Source organism: Pseudomonas putida (assembly GCF_028682175.1).
Taxonomy (GTDB): domain Bacteria; phylum Pseudomonadota; class Gammaproteobacteria; order Pseudomonadales; family Pseudomonadaceae; genus Aquipseudomonas; species Aquipseudomonas putida_AD.
Map to the genome: position 1 here is coordinate 1 of NZ_JANHKS010000029.1, position 17,700 is coordinate 17,700.

A 17,700-nucleotide genomic window follows, 5' to 3' on the forward strand; every position below is an offset into this window, starting at 1 on the left:
CCGTGCTGCTACGGACGTCAATCTTCTTTTTTCATGAGACCGGCAAGGGCTGCAAACGGATTGTGCGTGGCCTTGGCCGTTTTCGGCGTGCCCAGGGACGAGTCCGAGAAGTACTGCTGGTCGGTGTAGCGCGAGTGTTCGTTGTCATGGCAGAACAGGCAGAGCAGTTCCCAGTTCGAGCCGTCTTGCGGGTTGTTGTCGTGGTTGTGGTCACGGTGGTGAACGGTCAGCTCGCTCAGGCGCTTGCCGGAAAACTCCCGGGCGCAGCGGCCGCAGACGTGGGGGTACATCTTCAGCGCTTTGTCGCGGTAGCCCATTTCCTTGTCGCGCTTGGCATCGGCAAGGATGCGGTCGAGCTTGGAGGTATTGGTGGAGCTCATGGTGTCACCTGGTTCGTGTACGGTTGGCAATGGTCCGATTCTAGCGTTTCGGGCGCCATTGGCCGCGGTTTTTTTAGGCAGGGCGACAGGGGGATCAGCCCTTGAGTTTCTCGGCGATCCAGATGGTATGGCGCGTGCCTTTGTTGCCGTGGGCGTACACCTTGACCTCTTCGGCCTTGAAGCCGGCCTTGCGCAGTTTGTCGCTGAAGGCGGCGTCGGCGCTGGCAGACCACACCGCCAGCACGCCCTTGGGCCGCAGGGCCGTGGCGCAGGCGGCCAGACCGCCGGCCGAATACAGCCAGCTGTTGGCCTTTTGGGTCAGGCCTTCGGGGCCGTTATCGACATCGAGCATGATCGCGTCGAAGCCTTGAGGCTCGCTTTTCAGCACCTTGGCGACGTCCTGGATGACCACCTTGGCGCGCGGATCCTGCAACGGGTTGCCTGATTTCTCACCCAGCGGGCCGCGGTTCCACTCAACCACCCCAGGCACCAGTTCGGCCACCACCACCTCGCCGTTCTTGCCCAGGTGCTTGAGGGCGGACGCCAGGGTAAAGCCCATGCCCAGCCCGCCAATCAATACCCGCGGTTGCGTGCGCGAGGCGACTTTCTTGCAGGGAATTTCTGCCAGCGCATCTTCGGACCCATGCATGCGGGTGTTCATCAACTGGCCGCCGTCGCCGCCCTGGATCTTGATCACGAAATCTTCGCCGTACTCGAACAGGCACAGGGCGCCGCCGTTATCGGGAATCGGGGTGGTGTCGAGCAGAACGAAACGTTTCATGGGGAACTCGTCGAGGGGCGCGGTCGGGGCACAGGGCAATTTGTCAGCGCACGAAGCGCTGCGCAGGAGTAGCCTGAGCGTCACAGCAGAAGATTGGCAGTGGAGGCCAACGATGAAGCGGTCCATTCTAGCGGCGATTGCTGCGCTGATGCTTGGCGTATCGCCGGTTTTTGCCGAAAGCCTGCAACCTGTACTCAACACGCCGGAGCCTGTGGCGGCCACCTCGGGGTCACCGGGCACTGCAACGCCGACCCCCTATCCGCAGATTTCCCCACCCAGCGTTCCTCACGTGGGCGGGCAGGGTAATCCGCCACTGTTGCCGAAAATCCCCCAGCCCGGCCCGCCGAAAGAGGATGAGCCGTTGCCGGGGTTGCAGCCGCCACCGGCAAAACCGGGTAATCCCTGAAACGCACCGAACCTGTAGGAGTGAGCTTGCTCGCGATGGCGGTGCAGCAGATGCAGATGCACCGCCTGACACACTGTCATCGCGAGCAAGCTCACTCCTACAGGGGCGTGCCCACGCAGAGCATGGGAACGATCAAAGACAGATTCATTGCAGTGCGCTATTCCTGCTGCGCCAACACCTGTCCATCCATCATGCGCAAGCGCTTGGACATGGCGATGGCAATGGCGCGGATGATCTTGGCGGCGACCTTGGGGGCGTCGTTGAGCATCTTGTCCAGCGAGTCACGGCCCAGGTTCAGCAGGTAGCAACTGGAAGCGGCGATGCAACTGGCCGAGCGGCGTTCTCCGTCCAGCACGGCCATTTCGCCGAACGCCCGACCAGCCCGCAGGATCGCAGTTTCCACCAGCTTGCCTTCGCCATTGACCTTCTGCACCGACACCGTGCCCGAATGAATGATGCACATGAAGGTGCCCGCATCGCCTTCGTTGAAGATCGCCTCGCCTTTTTCGATATTGCTGATGCTGAAGTAACCCGCCGCCGCAGAAAAGTCGGCAGGGGTCAGGGCCAGGAACAGCCCACAGTCCATCAGCATTTCGCGGATTTCATTGTTCAGAGATGAAGGTGTCGGCATGGCATGTTCTTGTTGAATGAGATGAAGAATGAAAACTGACCACAAAAACAGCTCCGTCCTACAAGCGGTACGGAGCCGTCTGATATGACCAACGGGCTTTGAAGAGTTCCTCAGGCCAGTTGCAATACCTTGAACACAAATCCGTATTCGAGCGCCACGTCACGCAATCCCTGATAGCGACCGCTCATGCCGCCGTGGCCGGCACCCAGTTCGGTCTTGAGCAACAGCAGGTTGTCGTCCGTTTTGCTGGCGCGCAACTTTGCCACCCATTTGGCCGCCTCCCAGTATTGCACCCGACTGTCGTTGTAGCCGGCGATGACCAGCATCGCCGGATAGGCCTGGGCCGCAACGTTTTCGTAAGGCGCGTAGGCCTTGATCCGCGCGTACACCTCAGGCTCCTGCGGGTTGCCCCACTCGTCGTACTCAGTGACGGTCAACGGCAGCTCGGGATCAAGCATGGTGTTGAGCACGTCGACGAACGGCACCTCGGCAATGGCGGCCTTGAACAGGTCGGGGCGCTGGTTGACCACCGCTCCGATCAACAGCCCTCCCGCGCTGCCGCCGCTGATGACCAGTGTGTCGGCCGTTGTCAGGTTCTGTGCAATCAGATGTTCGGCGCAGCTGATGAAGTCGTGGAAGGTGTTCTGCTTGTGTTCCTGCTTGCCGGTGCGATACCAGTTTTCACCCAGCTCGCCGCCGCCGCGCACATGGGCGATGGCAAAGGCGATGCCGCGATCGAGCAAGCTCAGGCGGGCATGGGAGAACCAGGGGTCGAGGCTCTCGCCATAGGCGCCGTAGCCGTACAGGTAAAGCGGCACGGGGGTGCCTGCCAGTTCGCGCTTGACTACCAGGCTGATAGGCACCTGGGTGCCATCGGCCGCTGTCGCCCACAGGCGCTGGCTGACATAGGCATCGGCGTCGAATACGCCGAGCACCGGGGTTTCTTTGAGCACGACCTGCTCACCGGTTGCCAGCGCCAATTGACGCACCTGTGGCGGGCGATTGAGCGACTGATAGCGCAGGCGAATCTTGTCGCTTTCGAATTCAAGGGTGTCTTGCACATACAGGTTGTAGGCCGCGTCCGGCAATTGCACCCGATACGCCGGCAAACCCTGTGGGTGGACTTCGACGATGGGCAGGCCGCCTTCACGCAGGCTCAGGGTCAGGCCCCGGGCGTTGAGGCTGAAACCGTCGAGCATGATGATGTCGCTGTGGCCGATCAGGGTTTGCCAGTCCTTGCGCTCAGGCACGCCACTGGTTTTTTCCGGCGCATGGTACAGCGCGAAGTTGATCCCGGCCTGGTTGCTGCGAATCACCCAGCTCCAGGTGCCGTCGATCAGGCCATGGTCCACCGAATATTCGTGGCCTTCGCTGCGCGGGGCCATGCAGACGAAGGCCTGCTCGGGCTTGTCGGCGTCCAGCACCCAGCTCTCGCCGGTGGTCTTGCTGTCCAGTGCCAGCACCAGTTGGCGCTCGGAGCTTGAGCGGTAGCAATGCAGGAAGAACCGCCCGTCCGGTTCGTTGAATACCAGGTCCGCAGAATCGTTGCCGAGTGTGTGGCGATACAGCTTGTGCGGGCGGTGGGTGTCGTCCAGTTCGCCGAAAAACAGCGTCTGGCTGTCGTTGGCCCAGGTCATGCTGCCGTCGCAGTCTTCGAACGGCAGGCTGGTCACAAGGCCAGTGGCCAGTTCCTTGACGTACAGTTGGTAGACCTCCTCGCCGCTGGTGTCCAGGCTGTAGGCCAGGCGCTGGTGGTCCGGGCTGATACTGAATGCGCCCAGCGAAAAGAAGCCGCCGCCGGCCAGCACATTGGGGTCGAGCAGCAGTTGTTCGGCGCTTTCGTCGACCGTTTGCGAGTCGTCGGCCGGGCGCGGGCAGCGGTAGTGGCGAGCGTATTCGTCGCCTTCGGTGGTGCGGGTGTAATAAAGCCAGGGCCCCCAGGGCGAAGGCAGCGACAGGTCGGTTTCCAGAATCCGACCCTTGATCTCCTGAAACAGCGTTTCGCGCAGGGCCTGCTGATCGGCCAGCTGACTTTCCTGGTAATGGTTTTCGGCCTTGAGGTAGTCGAGCACCTCATCGCTGTCGCGATTCTGCAGCCAGGCATACGGGTCGGCGCCGTCGGCCTTGCGGGCGAGCGGGGCGCTTGGGGAGGTGGCGGAAGAAGGCATGCTGGGCTCTCTCAAAGGGGCGGCGGACCGATAACTGAAGCCGGGTAAGCCAGGCTTGCGAAAAGTCGTTATCATAAGCGCCTCTTTACCTGCCTTACCACGGACGTCATGACCGACAACGACTATCTGATTGCCTGGGGCCTGTACGCATTCGCTGCGTTGGGTTGTCTGCTGGTGTGGTTCAAGCTGACGGGCTGGATGTGGCGCTACCTGCGCGAGCCACTGCGGGTGATCGGCGCGGTGCTGCTGTTCTGCCCGACGGTCATCGACCCGGTCAAGGACACCTACGCCCCGGCGCTGGCCATCAGCGCCCTGGACCTTGCCTTCAAGGTGGGCAACAACGTCTGGCGCGCGGTGCTGGACCTGGCCACCTACGGCGCCATCGCCCTGGGCCTGTACGTCATCTTCGCGCTGATCCGCCTGCCATTCCTGCGCCGCAAGAAAGCCCGTCAGGCCCACGCCGAGGCCGCTGCCGCCCAGGCTGCCGCCGAGCTGAAAGCGGACGACGAACCCTTCGCCGCCCAGGGTACCCCTCGTTACGCAAGCCAGCCGGCAGCCCCGGCGGGTATTGACAAGGGCGGTGCGAGCGGTCGTTATCGGGTCGAACCCAAGCTTTAACCCTTGCCGAACACTGTAGGAGCGCGCTTGCCCGCGATTGAAGTGTATCTGTACTACAGCAGTTGCCTGATCTTCTGCTATCGCGGGCAAGCGCGCTCCTACAAGCTGATGTGTCGTTGAGTGTACCGAGAGCTGAGCATGTGTGAACTTCTGGGCATGAGTGCCAATGTACCGACCGACATCGTCTTCAGCTTTACCGGGCTGATGCAGCGGGGCGGCCGCACCGGTCCCCACCGTGATGGCTGGGGCATCGGTTTCTATGAAGGGCGCGGCCTGCGCCTGTTCCAGGATCCGGCTGCCAGCAGCGAGTCGGAAGTGGCGCAACTGGTGCAGCGTTATCCGATCAAGAGCGAAGTGGTCATCGGCCATATTCGCCAGGCCAACGTCGGCAAGGTCTGCCTGTCCAACACCCACCCGTTCGTGCGCGAGCTGTGGGGCCGCAACTGGTGCTTTGCCCACAACGGCCAGCTGGCGGATTTCCAGCCGAGCGCGACCTTCTACCGCCCGGTGGGCGATACCGACAGCGAAGCGGCATTTTGCGACTTGCTCAACCGCGTGCGCGAGGCCTTTCCGGAGCCGGTCGAGGTCGAAGGCCTGCTGCCGACGCTGGTCAAAGCCTGTAACGAATATCGCGCCAAGGGCGTGTTCAACGGCCTGCTCAGCGATGGCGACTGGCTGTTCTGTTTCTGCTCGACCAAGCTTGTGCACATCACACGCCGCGCACCGTTTGGTCCGGCTCGCCTGAAAGATGTCGACGTGATCGTCGATTTTCAGGCCGAAACCACGCCAAACGATGTGGTCACGGTGATCGCCACCGAGCCGCTGACCGAGAACGAAACCTGGAATCGCTACGAACCCGGCCACTGGAGTCTGTGGCGTCGTGGTGAATGCGTGGCCGAAGGCCGGACTGACTGAGAGGGATCTATGCTGCGCAGCTATGTACGACTGGTATTGTTCACGGCAGGCCTGTTGATCGGCGTGCAGATTCCCGGATTCATCAGTGATTACAGCAAGCGTGTCGAAGCGCACCTGATGGAAGCCCAGCAGAACCTGCGCGGCTACAACGAGACAGCGCAGCGCTTCTTCAATGGCGACGTGCAGGCGCTGATCCAGCACTATCGCAGCAGCGAAGACCCGGTGTTCCGTACTGACGCCAACAACATCGCCAACCTGTTGAGCCGCAACCAGATCCTGGACCGCGAATGGATGGCGTTGCAGGGGCCGTGGTACAGCCGCGCGTTTCACGTGCTGACCGCCGCAGACCCGGCCATCCGCACCGAGACCTGGAATGGCTACACCTGGCAGGTGCTGCTGTCACCGGAAGTCATCGGCTGGGGCCTGGCCTGCGCGCTGCTGTTCTCGCTGGTGATCGAAAGCTTTGTGGTGTTCATCGACTGGTTGTTTGTTGGAAGGGTCTACAAGAAGCGGGTCAATCGCGACTGGCAGTGAGCCCTCAAGGACTGCGCTCCCGTAGCAGCACGGCTTGCCGGCGGGAGCGGTGTATCAGGCGACGCATCATCAACTGAACGACCGCTCCCGCCGGCAAGCGGAGCGCCGCCCGGCCGGGCTGCTACGGATCGCGTGCGGCGCGTAGATTCAACGTGTCTTCCCTCCATTCACACAGGAGATACCCCGTGGGCCGCCTGTTATTGAACTGTGACATCGGTGAAAGCTTCGGTGCCTGGACCATGGGTCTGGACGCCGAGGTCATGCCGTACATCGATTGCGCCAACATCGCCTGTGGCTTTCATGCCGGTGACCCCAGCGTCATGCGCAAGACCGTCGCCCTGGCGCTGACCCACGGCGTGACCATCGGCGCGCACCCGGCCTACCCGGACCTCGTGGGATTCGGTCGCCGCTCCATGGCCTGCTCCCCGCAGGAAATCCAGGACATGCTGCATTACCAGATCGGCGCGCTGGACGGCGTGTGCCGTGCCCAGGGCGGCCGGGTCAGCTACGTCAAACCCCACGGCGCGATGTACAACGACATGATGGCCAATCCGACCCAATTGCGCGCCGTCATCGAAGCCATCGCCCGCTACAACCCCGAGCTGCCGTTGATGCTGCTGGCCATGCGCGACAACAGCGCAGCCCAAACCATGGCCGATGAGTTCGGCGTGACTTTGTGGTTCGAAGCCTTCGCCGACCGTGCCTACGACCGTGTAGGGCGACTGGTTTCGCGCAATCTGACGGGCGCCGTTCACCATGATCCGGAGTTGATCATCGCCCAGGCGCTGACTCTTTCCCGCGGGGAGGCCTTGACCGCCAGCGACGGCAGTTCGTTACTGCTCAACGCCGACACCCTGTGCGTGCATGGTGACAACGCCAGCTCCATCGCGGCGGTGAGGCGCATCCGTGAAGCACTGGGCCAGACGTCTGCCTCATGAAGTTGCGCATCGAAGTCGTTGCGATCGATTGCCTGATGGTGCGCCTGTTCGATGCCATCGACGAGGCGAACATGCCGTGGATGCTTGCGGCCAGCCAGCGTCTGCGGGACGGATTCGGGGCGCATTTGGTTGATCTGGTGCCGTCCTACACCACTTTGATGGTGCACTATGACTTGCTGGCACTGAGCCCACAGCAGGCGCGGGCGTTGATTGTAGAGGCGATGGTCGATCTCTCGCCGGATGCGGCGAGCGCCGGTCGACAGCACGTGCTGCCCGTGTGGTATGACCCCAGGGTCGGGCCTGAACTGGCATTGCTGGCCGAACGCAGCGGCTTGGCGGTGGCTGAAGTGATCGAACGCCACAGTCAGCGCGAGTACCAGGTGTTCGCGCTGGGCTTCGCACCGGGCTTCGGTTTCATGGGGCTGGTAGAAGAAATTCTCGCCGCGCCGCGCATCAAGACCCCGCGCAAACGCGTCCCCGCGGGCAGCGTCGGCATTGCCGAACGTCAAACGGCGGTGTACCCGCTGCAATCGCCAGGCGGCTGGAACATCCTTGGCCGCACCCCGGCCAAACTCTTTGATCGTGAAATCGACGGCTATAGCCTGCTGCAGCCTGGCGACACCGTGCGCTTCGAGCCGGTCTATCGCGCCGAATTCATTCGCCTGGGCGGCGACGATTCTCCGTTGGAGGCGCTGGCATGAGCGTGCTGACGGTCAAAAGCAGCACCCCACTGTGCATGCTGCAAGACGCAGGACGGTTTGGCGTTCGTCATCTGGGCGTGACCCAGGGCGGCGCGCTGGACTGGGTTTCCATGTCGTGGGCCAACAAGCTGCTGAACAATCCGCTGGACGCCGCGGTTATCGAGATCACGCTGGGGGGACTGACGCTGGTCGCTCTTGAGGATTGCTGCCTGGCTTTGGCCGGTGCCGACCTGGGCGCCATGCTCGATGATCGCCCGGTCGCCCCCTGGCGCAGTTTTTTCCTCAACAAGGGCCAGCAACTGCGCTTCACACAACCGGTCAGCGGCGCACGAGCCTACCTCGCCGCGCCCGGCGGCTTTGAAGCGGCAGACCTGCTCGGCAGTAGCGCCACGGTGGTTCGGGAAGGGCTGGGCGGCCTGGACGGCACCGGCAAGGCATTGGCCGAAGGCGACCGCCTGACTTGCCGCAATCGCTCCATCGCGCTGCAAACCCTGCCTGAACACCTGATCCCGAACCTGGCCGACCCACGCCCGCTGGACGTCGTGCTCGGCGCACAGATCGGCCAGTTCAGCGGCCTGAGCCTGTTCGACGCCTTCAACAGCGACTGGACCCTGGACAGCCGCGCCGACCGCATGGGCATCCGCCTGCTCGGCCCGGAACTCGTGTATCAGGGCAAACCCATGATCTCCGAAGGCATCCCCCTGGGCGCCATCCAGGTCCCGCCGGACGGCCAGCCCATCATCCTGCTCAACGACCGCCAGACCATCGGCGGCTACCCACGCCTCGGGGCACTGACTCCGTTGTCACTGGCGCGATTGGCGCAGAAGCTGCCGGGGAGTGTGGTGCGCTTGCGAGCGGTGGTGCAGGAGATGGCGCATAAGGAGCAGGTGGGGTATTTGCGGTTGCTCACGCGCTAAATAGACTTGTAGCCGTTATCCTACGTAGTTGTCGGAATTGCCGGGCAGGGTGTTGAGGTCATCATTTTTTAGTGAGGGTCGTTAAGCACTTCATGTATTCACGACATGAGGTGCACGTATGAACCTGACTTTGATAGTTGATCAGACTCACTCCTATAAGCAGGCTGTAAAAATTGCTTATGAAAAGGCAATAAGAGACGGCGGAGTCGATGAAGTGACTGCGCAAGAATGCGAAAGGGTGCTGAGTGAGCCGGAACCTGATTATGTTTATCATGAAAGCAAGCTCGATGGTAGTTTGAGGGTGCATGAGGATGGCTGCGTGTCATTTCGAACTTTGAGTTCACGTGATTTTTATGAAAGTATTAAATTGAACTCCCGTCGGGTTGCGACAGAACAACTGGCTGTTCAAATGGATGAGATGTGGCAGGATTTAAAAGAGAAGGCTGTCGATATTCAGCCTGAGTATCTCGATAAAGCAGGCTTTCTGATTGATGAGAAGGGAGATGTAAGGCCGGAGTGTAGCGGACTGGTTTCGGATCCTGAGGATGAAAAGCGCCTCTTTGAAATGCTCGATAACCACTCAGAATTAAGAAAAACGGCCAAGGCGTATGCTCTGATGGTTTCAGGGCTGTTGGCTTATACGACGGAAGGCTTGTCAGCTAAGTATGCCAGGTATTTTGCAGGATCCTGACTGTGAGTGGCTAACCGCGTTGATTGCGGTTAGCCGTCAGGTGTTAGCCTATGATGCCAATCGTACAGATTTGTGTGATAGGCACAGGGCTGATGCCGGTGTTTGGATTGCCTCGGACGGTGACATACCAGTGGCCGGTGTTATAGCCAGCGCGCCACTTTCTGATGTTGTCGTAGACCCCAGTAAAAGGAGCAGTGGAATGGCGGCCGACGCAGCTTGGAAAATCAATATATTGGACAATTCCCCCTCCTCCGATGGTTACTCGTTGAGACCTGATAGTGGTTGAGGGGTTTTGGTTGTCTGGCTGCAGAATAAAATCGACAGTTGCCCCTTCTAGATACTCATCCGTTGAGTCTCTAATGTTGGTTGCCCACTCGATTTGGTCCCTGAATGTGGTGGTGGAAAAATAAGTTCCCGTCCTGGGGCCCCGTGTTTCGATTCTGATGTTATGGGCGTACGGGGCGGATCCAAAATCGATATGGAAAAAATTGTTCGGTTTAAAGGATAGGCCCTTTTGGTGTGAGATTCGGAGTTTCACTTTCTGACCGACAGTCAGGGAGGGTGTGATAAGTGAGTCGAACGTAGGCGCGGGCTGCCATTTGTCTCCGATGTTGTATTCAACTTTCCAATGTGAGCGTTCATCCCCTTGCTGGACATGATTGACCATTACTTTCTGTCCGCGCAAAGCCGTAAAACTATAATATTTGACGTCGCCTGCGGTTTCCAGTTTGTCGAAGATACGGTTAATTTTGTCAGGCAGTTCGGTCAATTGAGCGTCGGTGGGTTCAACGAATTCATCACTGGATACTTGGGTTGGGGTGCTTTCGCTTGTATTTGACGCCCGTGTTTCGTCTGGGTCGCACGCGGGGTCGGCGCACGCCATTGTGCTGAATAAGCCTGTTAACGTTAAAAGGAGTGATGCAGCTATAGCGGTTTTCTTATAGGCGTGACTGTTCATTGTAAGTCCCTTTTAGGTTTCTTTGTTGCACGTGACGGATATCTGGCGGATAGCACAGATGTAATAATGTGTTTTTAATCAGTTGTACTTTCAGCCGATAAAATGAAGTAATCAGATGGGATTTGATGGTGTCAATGTTGAAGACGTAAGAAAGTGTAAACCCTGTGGGGAGGGCGGCGTTCCGCTTACCGGCGGCAGCGACCATGCCGACGCCACCGCCGGCAAGCCGTGCTGCTACGGAGGAGGGGGATGGAAAGCTACTTCGCCAAATACCGCATCCCTTCCTCCAGCCCCCTCAACGTCAGCGGGTACATCTGATCTTCGATCAGGTCCCGCACGATGTTGGTGGAGGTGGTGTAACCCCAGGCGTCCTTGGGGTAGGGGTTGATCCAGATGATTTTCTTGAACTTGGCCTGGAAGCGTTGCATCCAGACGTAGCCGGCTTCTTCGTTCCAGTGTTCGACGCTGCCGCCCGGCTGGGTGATTTCGTAGGGGGCCATGGCGGCGTCGCCGATGAAGATCACTTTGTAGTCGGCGCCGTATTTGTGCAGCAAGTCCTGGGTTGAAGTGCGCTCGGAAGTGCGGCCCAGGTTGTTCTTCCACACCGATTCATAGATGAAGTTATGGAAGTAGAAATACTCCATGTGCTTGAACTCGGTCTTGCAGGCCGAGAACAGTTCTTCGCAGATCTTCACGTGGGCGTCCATCGAGCCGCCGATGTCGAACAGCAGCAACAGCTTGATGGTGTTGCGCCGTTCCGGGCGCATCTGGATGTTCAGCAGGCCTGCATCGCGTGCGGTGTGGTCGATGGTGCCGTCGATGTCCAGTTCGTCCGCCGCACCCTGGCGGGCGAACTTGCGCAGGCGGCGCAGGGCCACCTTGATGTTGCGCGTGCCCAGTTCCACCTGGTCGTCGAGGTTCTTGTACTCGCGCTGATCCCAGACCTTGGCTGCCTTGCCTTGGCGCTTGCCCGCATCGCCGACGCGAATGCCTTCCGGGTTGTAGCCGCCGGAGCCGAACGGGCTGGTGCCGCCGGTGCCGATCCATTTGTTGCCGCCTGCGTGGCGTTCCTTCTGTTCCTCCAGGCGCTTCTTGAATTCCTCGATGAGTTTGTCCAGGCCGCCCAGCGACTGAATCTGCGCACGTTCCTCATCGGTCAGCGAGCGCTCGAACTCCTTGCGTAGCCAGTCTTCGGGGATCAACGCCTGCAAGTGGTCGTCGAGCTTTTCCAGCCCGTTGAAGTAGGCACCGAAGGCCCGGTCGAACTTGTCGTAGTGGCGCTCGTCCTTGACCAGAATCGCCCGGGACAAGTAGTAGAACTCGTCCATATCGGCGAAGGTCACCCGCTGTTTCAGGGCGTTGATCAGGTCCAGCAGTTCACGTACCGAGACCGGCACCTTCGCTGCGCGCATTTCGTTGAACAGGTTGAGCAGCATGAACAGGGCCCCGCACTTATCCGGAAGAACTCAGCGATTGCCACGACGGCTCATGAACGCCAGACGCTCGAGCAACTGAACGTCCTGCTCGTTCTTGACCAGGGCGCCTGCCAGCGGCGGAATGGCCTTGGTTGGATCGCGTTCGCGCAGCACCGCCTCGCCGATGTTGTCGGCCATCAGCAGCTTGAGCCAGTCCACCAGCTCGGAGGTCGAAGGCTTTTTCTTCAGACCCGGCACTTTGCGCACGTCGAAGAACACGTCCAGCGCTTCGCTGACCAGGTCTTTCTTGATGTCGGGATAGTGCACGTCAACGATCTGCTGCAGGGTGTTGCGATCGGGGAAGGCGATGTAATGGAAGAAACAGCGGCGCAGGAAGGCGTCCGGCAGTTCTTTTTCGTTGTTGGAGGTGATGATGATGATCGGGCGTTTCTTCGCCTTGATCGTCTCGTCGATCTCGTAGACGTAGAACTCCATCTTGTCGAGTTCTTGCAGCAGGTCGTTGGGGAACTCGATGTCCGCCTTGTCGATCTCGTCGATCAGCAGAATCACTCGTTCCTCGGACTCGAACGCCTCCCACAACTTGCCTTTCTTCAGGTAATTGCGCACGTCGTGGACCTTGTCGACGCCCAGTTGCGAGTCGCGCAGGCGGCTGACTGCGTCGTACTCGTACAGACCCTGATGAGCCTTGGTGGTCGACTTGATGTGCCAGGTGATCAGCTTTGCGCCAAAGGACTCGGCCAGTTGCTCGGCCAGCATGGTCTTGCCGGTGCCGGGTTCGCCCTTGACCAGCAGCGGACGCTCCAGCGTGATGGCGGCGTTGACGGCAAGCTTGAGGTCGTCGGTGGCGACATAGGCGCGGGTGCCTTCGAACTTCATCGGAAAATCCTCGAACGTAAAGTGCGGGCAACAGACCCGAACGGCGCTGATTCAGCATAAAGAATGCAGCGACTATAACGCGGCCCCCACTTGGCTGTGAACGCAGACCCTTTATTCAGTTGCTGAATGGTGGGTCGAGGTTTGATCGGCGCCGCGCAAGATCCTACAGGGGATCGTGGATGCCAGGAGTCACTGCGCCTCACTCTTGCCACTGTCATACCGCGTATTGAACGCCTGCACGAAGGCGTTGCGCAGGATCTGCAGGAACGCCTGGAAGGCGCTGACGTCCTGTTTGTGCACACTGCCGCTGAGTTCGACGCGGGTGGCGAACTGGTTTTTGCGCTGGTTCTTGAGCACGGTTTCGCTGGCGCCGACCATGGCTTCCCAGATCGAGCGGAAGAAGCCCTTGTTCTTGTTCTCGACGTCTTGCTGCCAGTTGAAGATGTCGACGTCGCGCAGCAGGGGTTTGATGTAGCCGGACAGTTGGCCCTTGTTGGCCTGGGCTTCGATGACGATGTCGCCGCTGCCGGCGTTAAAGTCGAACTTGCCGTAGGCCGAGGCGAAATCGTTCAGGCGCTTGAGTTGCAGGCCGGTGGCGCGCAGCTTGAAGTCGAAGTTTTCGAAGTTGCTGAGAGGGTCGAAGGTGGCGCTGCTTTCAAGCGGTGCGTGGCCTTCGAGCAGCGCCTTGCCCTCGAAGCGGGCGTCGCGCTTGCCGGCAGCATCGACCACGTTGGTCAGGTTGTAGACGCTGGCGTTGACGTCGTCGGCCTGGATTTTCACCCGTGGCGTGGAATTGAAGTTGCTGAAGGTGATCTTGCCGTCCTGCACCCGCACCTCGTCCAGGGTGATGGGCAGGAGTTTGTTCAACTGGGCGCGCCAGTCGGTGCCGGCACCGGTCTGGGACTGCTGTTTGTCGGTGCCGCCGTCGACGAAGTTGAGTTCCGGGCTGATAAACGCAACCTGTGCCACGACGGCGTGGTCGTACCAGAGTGAGTGCCAGCTAACGGCCAGATCGATGACCGGCGCCTTGAGCAGGGGCACCGGGACCTTGCCGTCCGTCTTGACGATGCTCAGGCCGTTGATCTTGTATGCCCCGCGCCACAGGGCAAGGTCCACATCGGCGATGTGGCCGCGGTAGTCGCCCATGTCGGCCAGCTTGTCGTTGAGGTAGTTGCGCACCACGTAGGGCAGCGCGATGTGGATGGCGATCAACACGACGACGAGGCCCACGACTGTCCACAGTGGCCAGCTATAGCGACGTTTCATGGCAAGGCTCTCCGGTTGCCGACTGATGACTGCCTGATTTGTTGACTGTAGGCCACGTCACAGGTTCGCTGTGACTGGACGCAATATGTGCCCACGGCATACGCTTTGGGTTTTTCCCCACCTGCACAAGGACCCGGTCATGAGCCGTATTTACGCAGACAACGCCCACTCCATCGGCAATACGCCATTGGTGCAGATCAACCGCATCGCGCCACGCGGGGTCACCATCGTGGCCAAGATCGAGGGGCGTAATCCGGGGTATTCGGTCAAATGCCGGATCGGCGCAAGCATGATCTGGGACGCTGAAAGCCGTGGCAAACTCAAGCCGGGCATGACTATTGTCGAACCGACCTCGGGCAACACCGGGATCGGCCTTGCGTTCGTTGCCGCAGCGCGCGGTTACAAACTGGTGCTGACGATGCCGGCTTCCATGAGCATAGAGCGGCGCAAGGTGCTCAAGGCCCTCGGCGCGGAACTGGTGCTGACCGAGCCTGCCAAGGGCATGAAAGGCGCTATCGCCAAGGCCGAGGAACTGGTGGCCAGCGATCCGGCGAAATACTTCATGCCGGCGCAATTCGAGAACCCGGCCAACCCGGCCATCCACGAGAAGACCACCGGCCCGGAAATCTGGAACGACACCGATGGCGCCATCGACGTGCTTGTGGCGGGCGTGGGTACGGGCGGCACCATCACCGGTGTTTCGCGCTACATCAAGCACACCATGGGCAAGCCGATCCTGTCGGTGGCGGTGGAGCCGATGTCTTCGCCGATCATCACACAGGCCAAGGCCGGCCAGGAAATCACCCCAAGCCCCCACAAGATTCAGGGCATTGGCGCAGGTTTCATCCCCAAGAACCTTGATCTGGACATCGTCGACCGCGTCGAGCTGGTGAGCGAGGACGAAGCCAAGGCCATGGCGCTGCGGCTGATGCAGGAGGAGGGGATCCTGTGCGGCATCTCCTGTGGCGCCGCGATGCAGGCCGCCGTTCGCCTGGCCGAAAAGCCGGAGATGCAGGGCAAGACCATCGTGGTGATTCTGCCGGATTCGGGCGAGCGTTACCTGTCGAGCATGCTGTTCAGCGACCTGTTTACTGAACAGGAGCTGACCCAATAGTCGCCCGGACAGGCAACCTGGCTTTTTACCGGGCTTGCGAAGGCTTATAGTGGCCGCGCAAAACACTGCAGGAGCGATTGCGTTCGCTTCTGCAGGAAAAACGGTCACCCGGCTGTTCCAAGGAGAGATTCATGACCCTTTCATTCGCTGCCAAGGCGGCGATCCTGCTGCTGTTCCTGGGCAGCACGCTGTATGTGCATTTGCGTGGCAAGGCGCGTTTGCCGGTATTGCGCCAGTTCGTGAACCACTCTGCACTGTTCGCGCCGTACAACGCCTTGATGTACCTGTTCTCCAGCGTGCCGTCCAAACCCTATCTGGACCGCAGCAAGTTCCCTGAGCTCGATGTGCTCAAGGACAACTGGGAAGTCATTCGCGACGAAGCGATGCACCTGTTCGACGAGGGTTACATTCGTGCCGCTGCCAAGGACAACGACGCCGGTTTCGGCTCGTTCTTCAAGAAGGGCTGGAAGCGTTTCTATCTCAAGTGGTATGACAAGCCGCTGCCTTCGGCCGAAACCCTGTGCCCGAAAACCGTCGAGCTGGTCAGCCGTATCCCCAATGTGAAAGGCGCTATGTTCGCCTTGCTGCCAGGTGGCAGTCACCTCAACCCGCACCGCGATCCCTTTGCCGGCTCCCTGCGTTATCACCTGGGGCTTTCGACGCCCAACTCCGACGACTGCCGGATTTTCGTCGATGGCAAGGTCTACGCCTGGCGCGACGGCGAAGACGTGATGTTCGATGAAACCTACGTGCACTGGGTCAAGAACGAGACCGACGTGACCCGCGTGATTCTGTTCTGCGACATCGAGCGGCCGCTCTCCAATCGTTTCATGACCCGCGTCAACCGCAGCGTCAGTGCATTTCTGGGCCGCGCCACCGCGCCGCAGAACACCGATGACGAGCGCGTCGGCGGGATCAACCAGGCCTATGCCTTCAGCAAGCGTTTCAGCAATGCCTTCAGTGGCAAGGTCAAGCAGTTCAAGCGGGCCAATCCCAAGGCTTACCGCGTGCTGCGCCCGGTGCTGGCGGTGATCGTGCTGACCCTCCTGGGCTACTGGCTGTTCGGCTGACACAAACTGTTGCATCATCCACCGCGCGCTGGTTATATTCAGCGCCGGTGTCTTGAATCAAGTCGAAACACCCAACCCCCATTCCGAAGAAGATCAGCGCCATGCCTGCTTCCCGTCCACTGTTCGCGTTTGATGCCGCAGCCTTCGCTGTGGAGAAACCGTGTGGCGACCAGCAAGCGTTCTACATCACGCGCTATCCACCTCCATCCCCTGTGACCACTCCTGTTGTGTGCGCCGTTGTCGCACCGCCAGCCGTGGTTGTGCTTGGCTGATCGACTGCCCCCGCGCCGTCGAATCACGCTGCAAAGCCCAACAAAACGTTTGTGAATCCGGTTCTCGCCGGGTCCGTTTTTGTCTGAATCACAGGTGACTTCATGTTTGCCAACAAAGCCCTGGCCTCGATGGCCACGACTACGCTGTTCGTCCTGCTCTGGAGTAGCGGGGCCATCGTTTCCAAGTGGGGTTTGACCCACGCTTCTCCCTTTGCCTTCCTGCTGTTTCGTTTTCTGCTGGCGCTGGTGGCGCTGGCGATTCTGATCCCCACTCTGGGCTACAAGTTGCCCGCAACCCGGCAGTCGATGCGCTACGCCCTGGCGACCGGCGCGATTCTGCTGGGCGCCTATCAAATCTGCTACCTGCTGGCGCTGGACATGAAGGTGGCGCCTGGGGTGATGGCGACCATCATGGGCGTGCAGCCGATCCTCACGGCGGTGCTGGTCGAGCGCAGCCGTGCCTGGTCGCGGATGTTCGGTTTGTGCCTGGGGCTGGCCGGCCTGGTGCTGGTGGTGTTCCAGGGCATTGGCGACGGTGGCTCGCTGGCCGGGATGGCCTTTGGTGTGTTGGGCATGCTGGCCATGACCGGAGGCTCGATCATGCAGAAGCGCATCACCGATAACCCGCTGGGTACGCTGCCGGTCCAATACTTCGCCGGGACCCTGGTGTGTGCGGCATTCGTGCCGTTCCAGCCGTTTCACTTCGAGCACAGTTTCGGCTTCTACGTGCCGGTGTTGTACATGGGGCTTGTGGTGTCGGTGCTGGCGACCTTCCTGCTGTACCGGCTGATTGCCCAGGGCAACCTGGTGAACGTCACCAGCCTGTTCTACCTGGTGCCGGCGGTGACGGCGATCATGGATTACCTGATCTTCGGTAATCGCCTGGCCTTGTTGAGCCTGTTGGGGATGGTGTTGATCGTGGTGGGGCTGATTTTTGTGTTTCGTAAGGTGAAGTAGCCTCACGATCAAGCGCCGCTGACCCCGTAGCAGCACGGCTTGCCGGCGGGGGCGGTGTGTCTGTGACGAAT

At 60.3% G+C, this 17,700-nt stretch carries 19 protein-coding genes; 11 read left to right on the forward strand and 8 right to left on the reverse strand.

The genetic code is table 11. From position 1 onward, the window contains the following. Positions 1-17 precede the first annotated feature (17 nt). Both NPS29_RS18940 and NPS29_RS18945 read right to left on the reverse strand, forming a co-directional pair. Positions 18-380, reverse strand: a complete 363-nt coding sequence (locus tag NPS29_RS18940) for a YajD family HNH nuclease (protein ID WP_274134278.1) — start codon at positions 378-380, stop codon at positions 18-20. Between the two features lie 94 nt (positions 381-474). Next, positions 475-1,161 carry a spermidine synthase gene (locus NPS29_RS18945; protein WP_274134279.1) on the reverse strand — a complete coding sequence of 229 codons (687 nt, stop codon included), beginning with the start codon at positions 1,159-1,161 and terminating at the stop codon, positions 475-477. 112 nt (positions 1,162-1,273) lie between these two features. Here NPS29_RS18945 and NPS29_RS18950 point away from each other — a divergent pair, with 112 nt between their 5' ends. Then, positions 1,274-1,567, forward strand: a complete 294-nt coding sequence (locus tag NPS29_RS18950; protein ID WP_274134280.1) for a hypothetical protein — start codon at positions 1,274-1,276, stop codon at positions 1,565-1,567. Positions 1,568-1,724: 157 nt separating this feature from the next. Here the strand turns inward: NPS29_RS18950 and NPS29_RS18955 are convergent, their stop codons facing one another. Further along, positions 1,725-2,198: a cyclic nucleotide-binding domain-containing protein gene (locus NPS29_RS18955; protein WP_274134281.1), complete on the reverse strand. Its 474-nt coding sequence runs from the start codon at positions 2,196-2,198 to the stop codon at positions 1,725-1,727. A gap of 110 nt (positions 2,199-2,308) precedes the next feature. Then, positions 2,309-4,366, reverse strand: a complete 2,058-nt coding sequence (locus NPS29_RS18960; RefSeq protein ID WP_274134282.1) for a S9 family peptidase — start codon at positions 4,364-4,366, stop codon at positions 2,309-2,311. A gap of 108 nt (positions 4,367-4,474) precedes the next feature. On the opposite strand from NPS29_RS18960, the gene NPS29_RS18965 reads away from it, so the two are divergent. From NPS29_RS18965 to NPS29_RS18995, 7 genes are all read left to right on the forward strand, one after another. Next, on the forward strand, positions 4,475-4,984 hold the full coding sequence (locus NPS29_RS18965) for an MFS transporter (RefSeq protein WP_274134283.1): 510 nt from the start codon (positions 4,475-4,477) through the stop codon (positions 4,982-4,984). 138 nt (positions 4,985-5,122) lie between these two features. Further along, a complete protein-coding gene (locus NPS29_RS18970) occupies positions 5,123-5,899 on the forward strand; it encodes a class II glutamine amidotransferase (RefSeq protein WP_274134284.1) in 777 nt (258 codons plus the stop codon). Between the two features lie 9 nt (positions 5,900-5,908). Beyond that, on the forward strand, positions 5,909-6,433 hold the full coding sequence (locus NPS29_RS18975) for a DUF2937 family protein (RefSeq protein ID WP_274134285.1): 525 nt from the start codon (positions 5,909-5,911) through the stop codon (positions 6,431-6,433). A 185-nt stretch (positions 6,434-6,618) separates the two neighbouring features. After that, complete coding sequence (locus tag NPS29_RS18980; protein WP_274134286.1) at positions 6,619-7,371, forward strand: 5-oxoprolinase subunit PxpA; 753 nt, start codon at positions 6,619-6,621, stop codon at positions 7,369-7,371. Continuing rightward, entirely contained in the window at positions 7,368-8,072 is a 705-nt protein-coding gene (gene pxpB / locus NPS29_RS18985) for a 5-oxoprolinase subunit PxpB (RefSeq protein ID WP_274134287.1), read from the forward strand. The genes NPS29_RS18980 and pxpB overlap by 4 nt, the downstream gene beginning before the upstream one ends. Next, positions 8,069-8,989 (forward strand): biotin-dependent carboxyltransferase family protein, encoded by a 921-nt coding sequence (locus tag NPS29_RS18990; protein WP_274134288.1) that lies wholly within the window; start codon positions 8,069-8,071, stop codon positions 8,987-8,989. Before pxpB ends, NPS29_RS18990 begins: the two co-directional genes overlap by 4 nt. Before the next feature lie 118 nt (positions 8,990-9,107). Continuing rightward, positions 9,108-9,680: a hypothetical protein gene (locus NPS29_RS18995; protein ID WP_274134289.1), complete on the forward strand. Its 573-nt coding sequence runs from the start codon at positions 9,108-9,110 to the stop codon at positions 9,678-9,680. Positions 9,681-9,723: 43 nt separating this feature from the next. Here NPS29_RS18995 and NPS29_RS19000 read toward each other — a convergent pair whose 3' ends face one another. The 4 genes from NPS29_RS19000 to NPS29_RS19015 all read right to left on the reverse strand — a co-directional run bounded on the left by NPS29_RS19000 (position 9,724) and on the right by NPS29_RS19015 (position 14,216). Then, positions 9,724-10,638: a hypothetical protein gene (locus NPS29_RS19000; RefSeq protein WP_274134290.1), complete on the reverse strand. Its 915-nt coding sequence runs from the start codon at positions 10,636-10,638 to the stop codon at positions 9,724-9,726. Between the two features lie 257 nt (positions 10,639-10,895). Then, entirely contained in the window at positions 10,896-12,074 is a 1,179-nt protein-coding gene (locus NPS29_RS19005; protein ID WP_274134291.1) for a vWA domain-containing protein, read from the reverse strand. Positions 12,075-12,104: 30 nt separating this feature from the next. Continuing rightward, positions 12,105-12,950 carry an AAA family ATPase gene (locus NPS29_RS19010; protein WP_274134292.1) on the reverse strand — a complete coding sequence of 282 codons (846 nt, stop codon included), beginning with the start codon at positions 12,948-12,950 and terminating at the stop codon, positions 12,105-12,107. A 189-nt stretch (positions 12,951-13,139) separates the two neighbouring features. Beyond that, positions 13,140-14,216, reverse strand: a complete 1,077-nt coding sequence (locus tag NPS29_RS19015) for a DUF748 domain-containing protein (protein WP_274134293.1) — start codon at positions 14,214-14,216, stop codon at positions 13,140-13,142. Between the two features lie 139 nt (positions 14,217-14,355). On the opposite strand from NPS29_RS19015, the gene cysK reads away from it, so the two are divergent. The 3 genes from cysK to NPS29_RS19030 all read left to right on the forward strand — a co-directional run bounded on the left by cysK (position 14,356) and on the right by NPS29_RS19030 (position 17,629). Then, positions 14,356-15,330 carry a cysteine synthase A gene (gene cysK, locus NPS29_RS19020; RefSeq protein WP_274134294.1) on the forward strand — a complete coding sequence of 325 codons (975 nt, stop codon included), beginning with the start codon at positions 14,356-14,358 and terminating at the stop codon, positions 15,328-15,330. A gap of 131 nt (positions 15,331-15,461) precedes the next feature. Next, positions 15,462-16,400 carry an aspartyl/asparaginyl beta-hydroxylase domain-containing protein gene (locus NPS29_RS19025; RefSeq protein WP_274134295.1) on the forward strand — a complete coding sequence of 313 codons (939 nt, stop codon included), beginning with the start codon at positions 15,462-15,464 and terminating at the stop codon, positions 16,398-16,400. Positions 16,401-16,774: 374 nt separating this feature from the next. Beyond that, positions 16,775-17,629, forward strand: a complete 855-nt coding sequence (locus NPS29_RS19030) for a DMT family transporter (RefSeq protein WP_274134296.1) — start codon at positions 16,775-16,777, stop codon at positions 17,627-17,629. Positions 17,630-17,700: the final 71 nt, after the last annotated feature.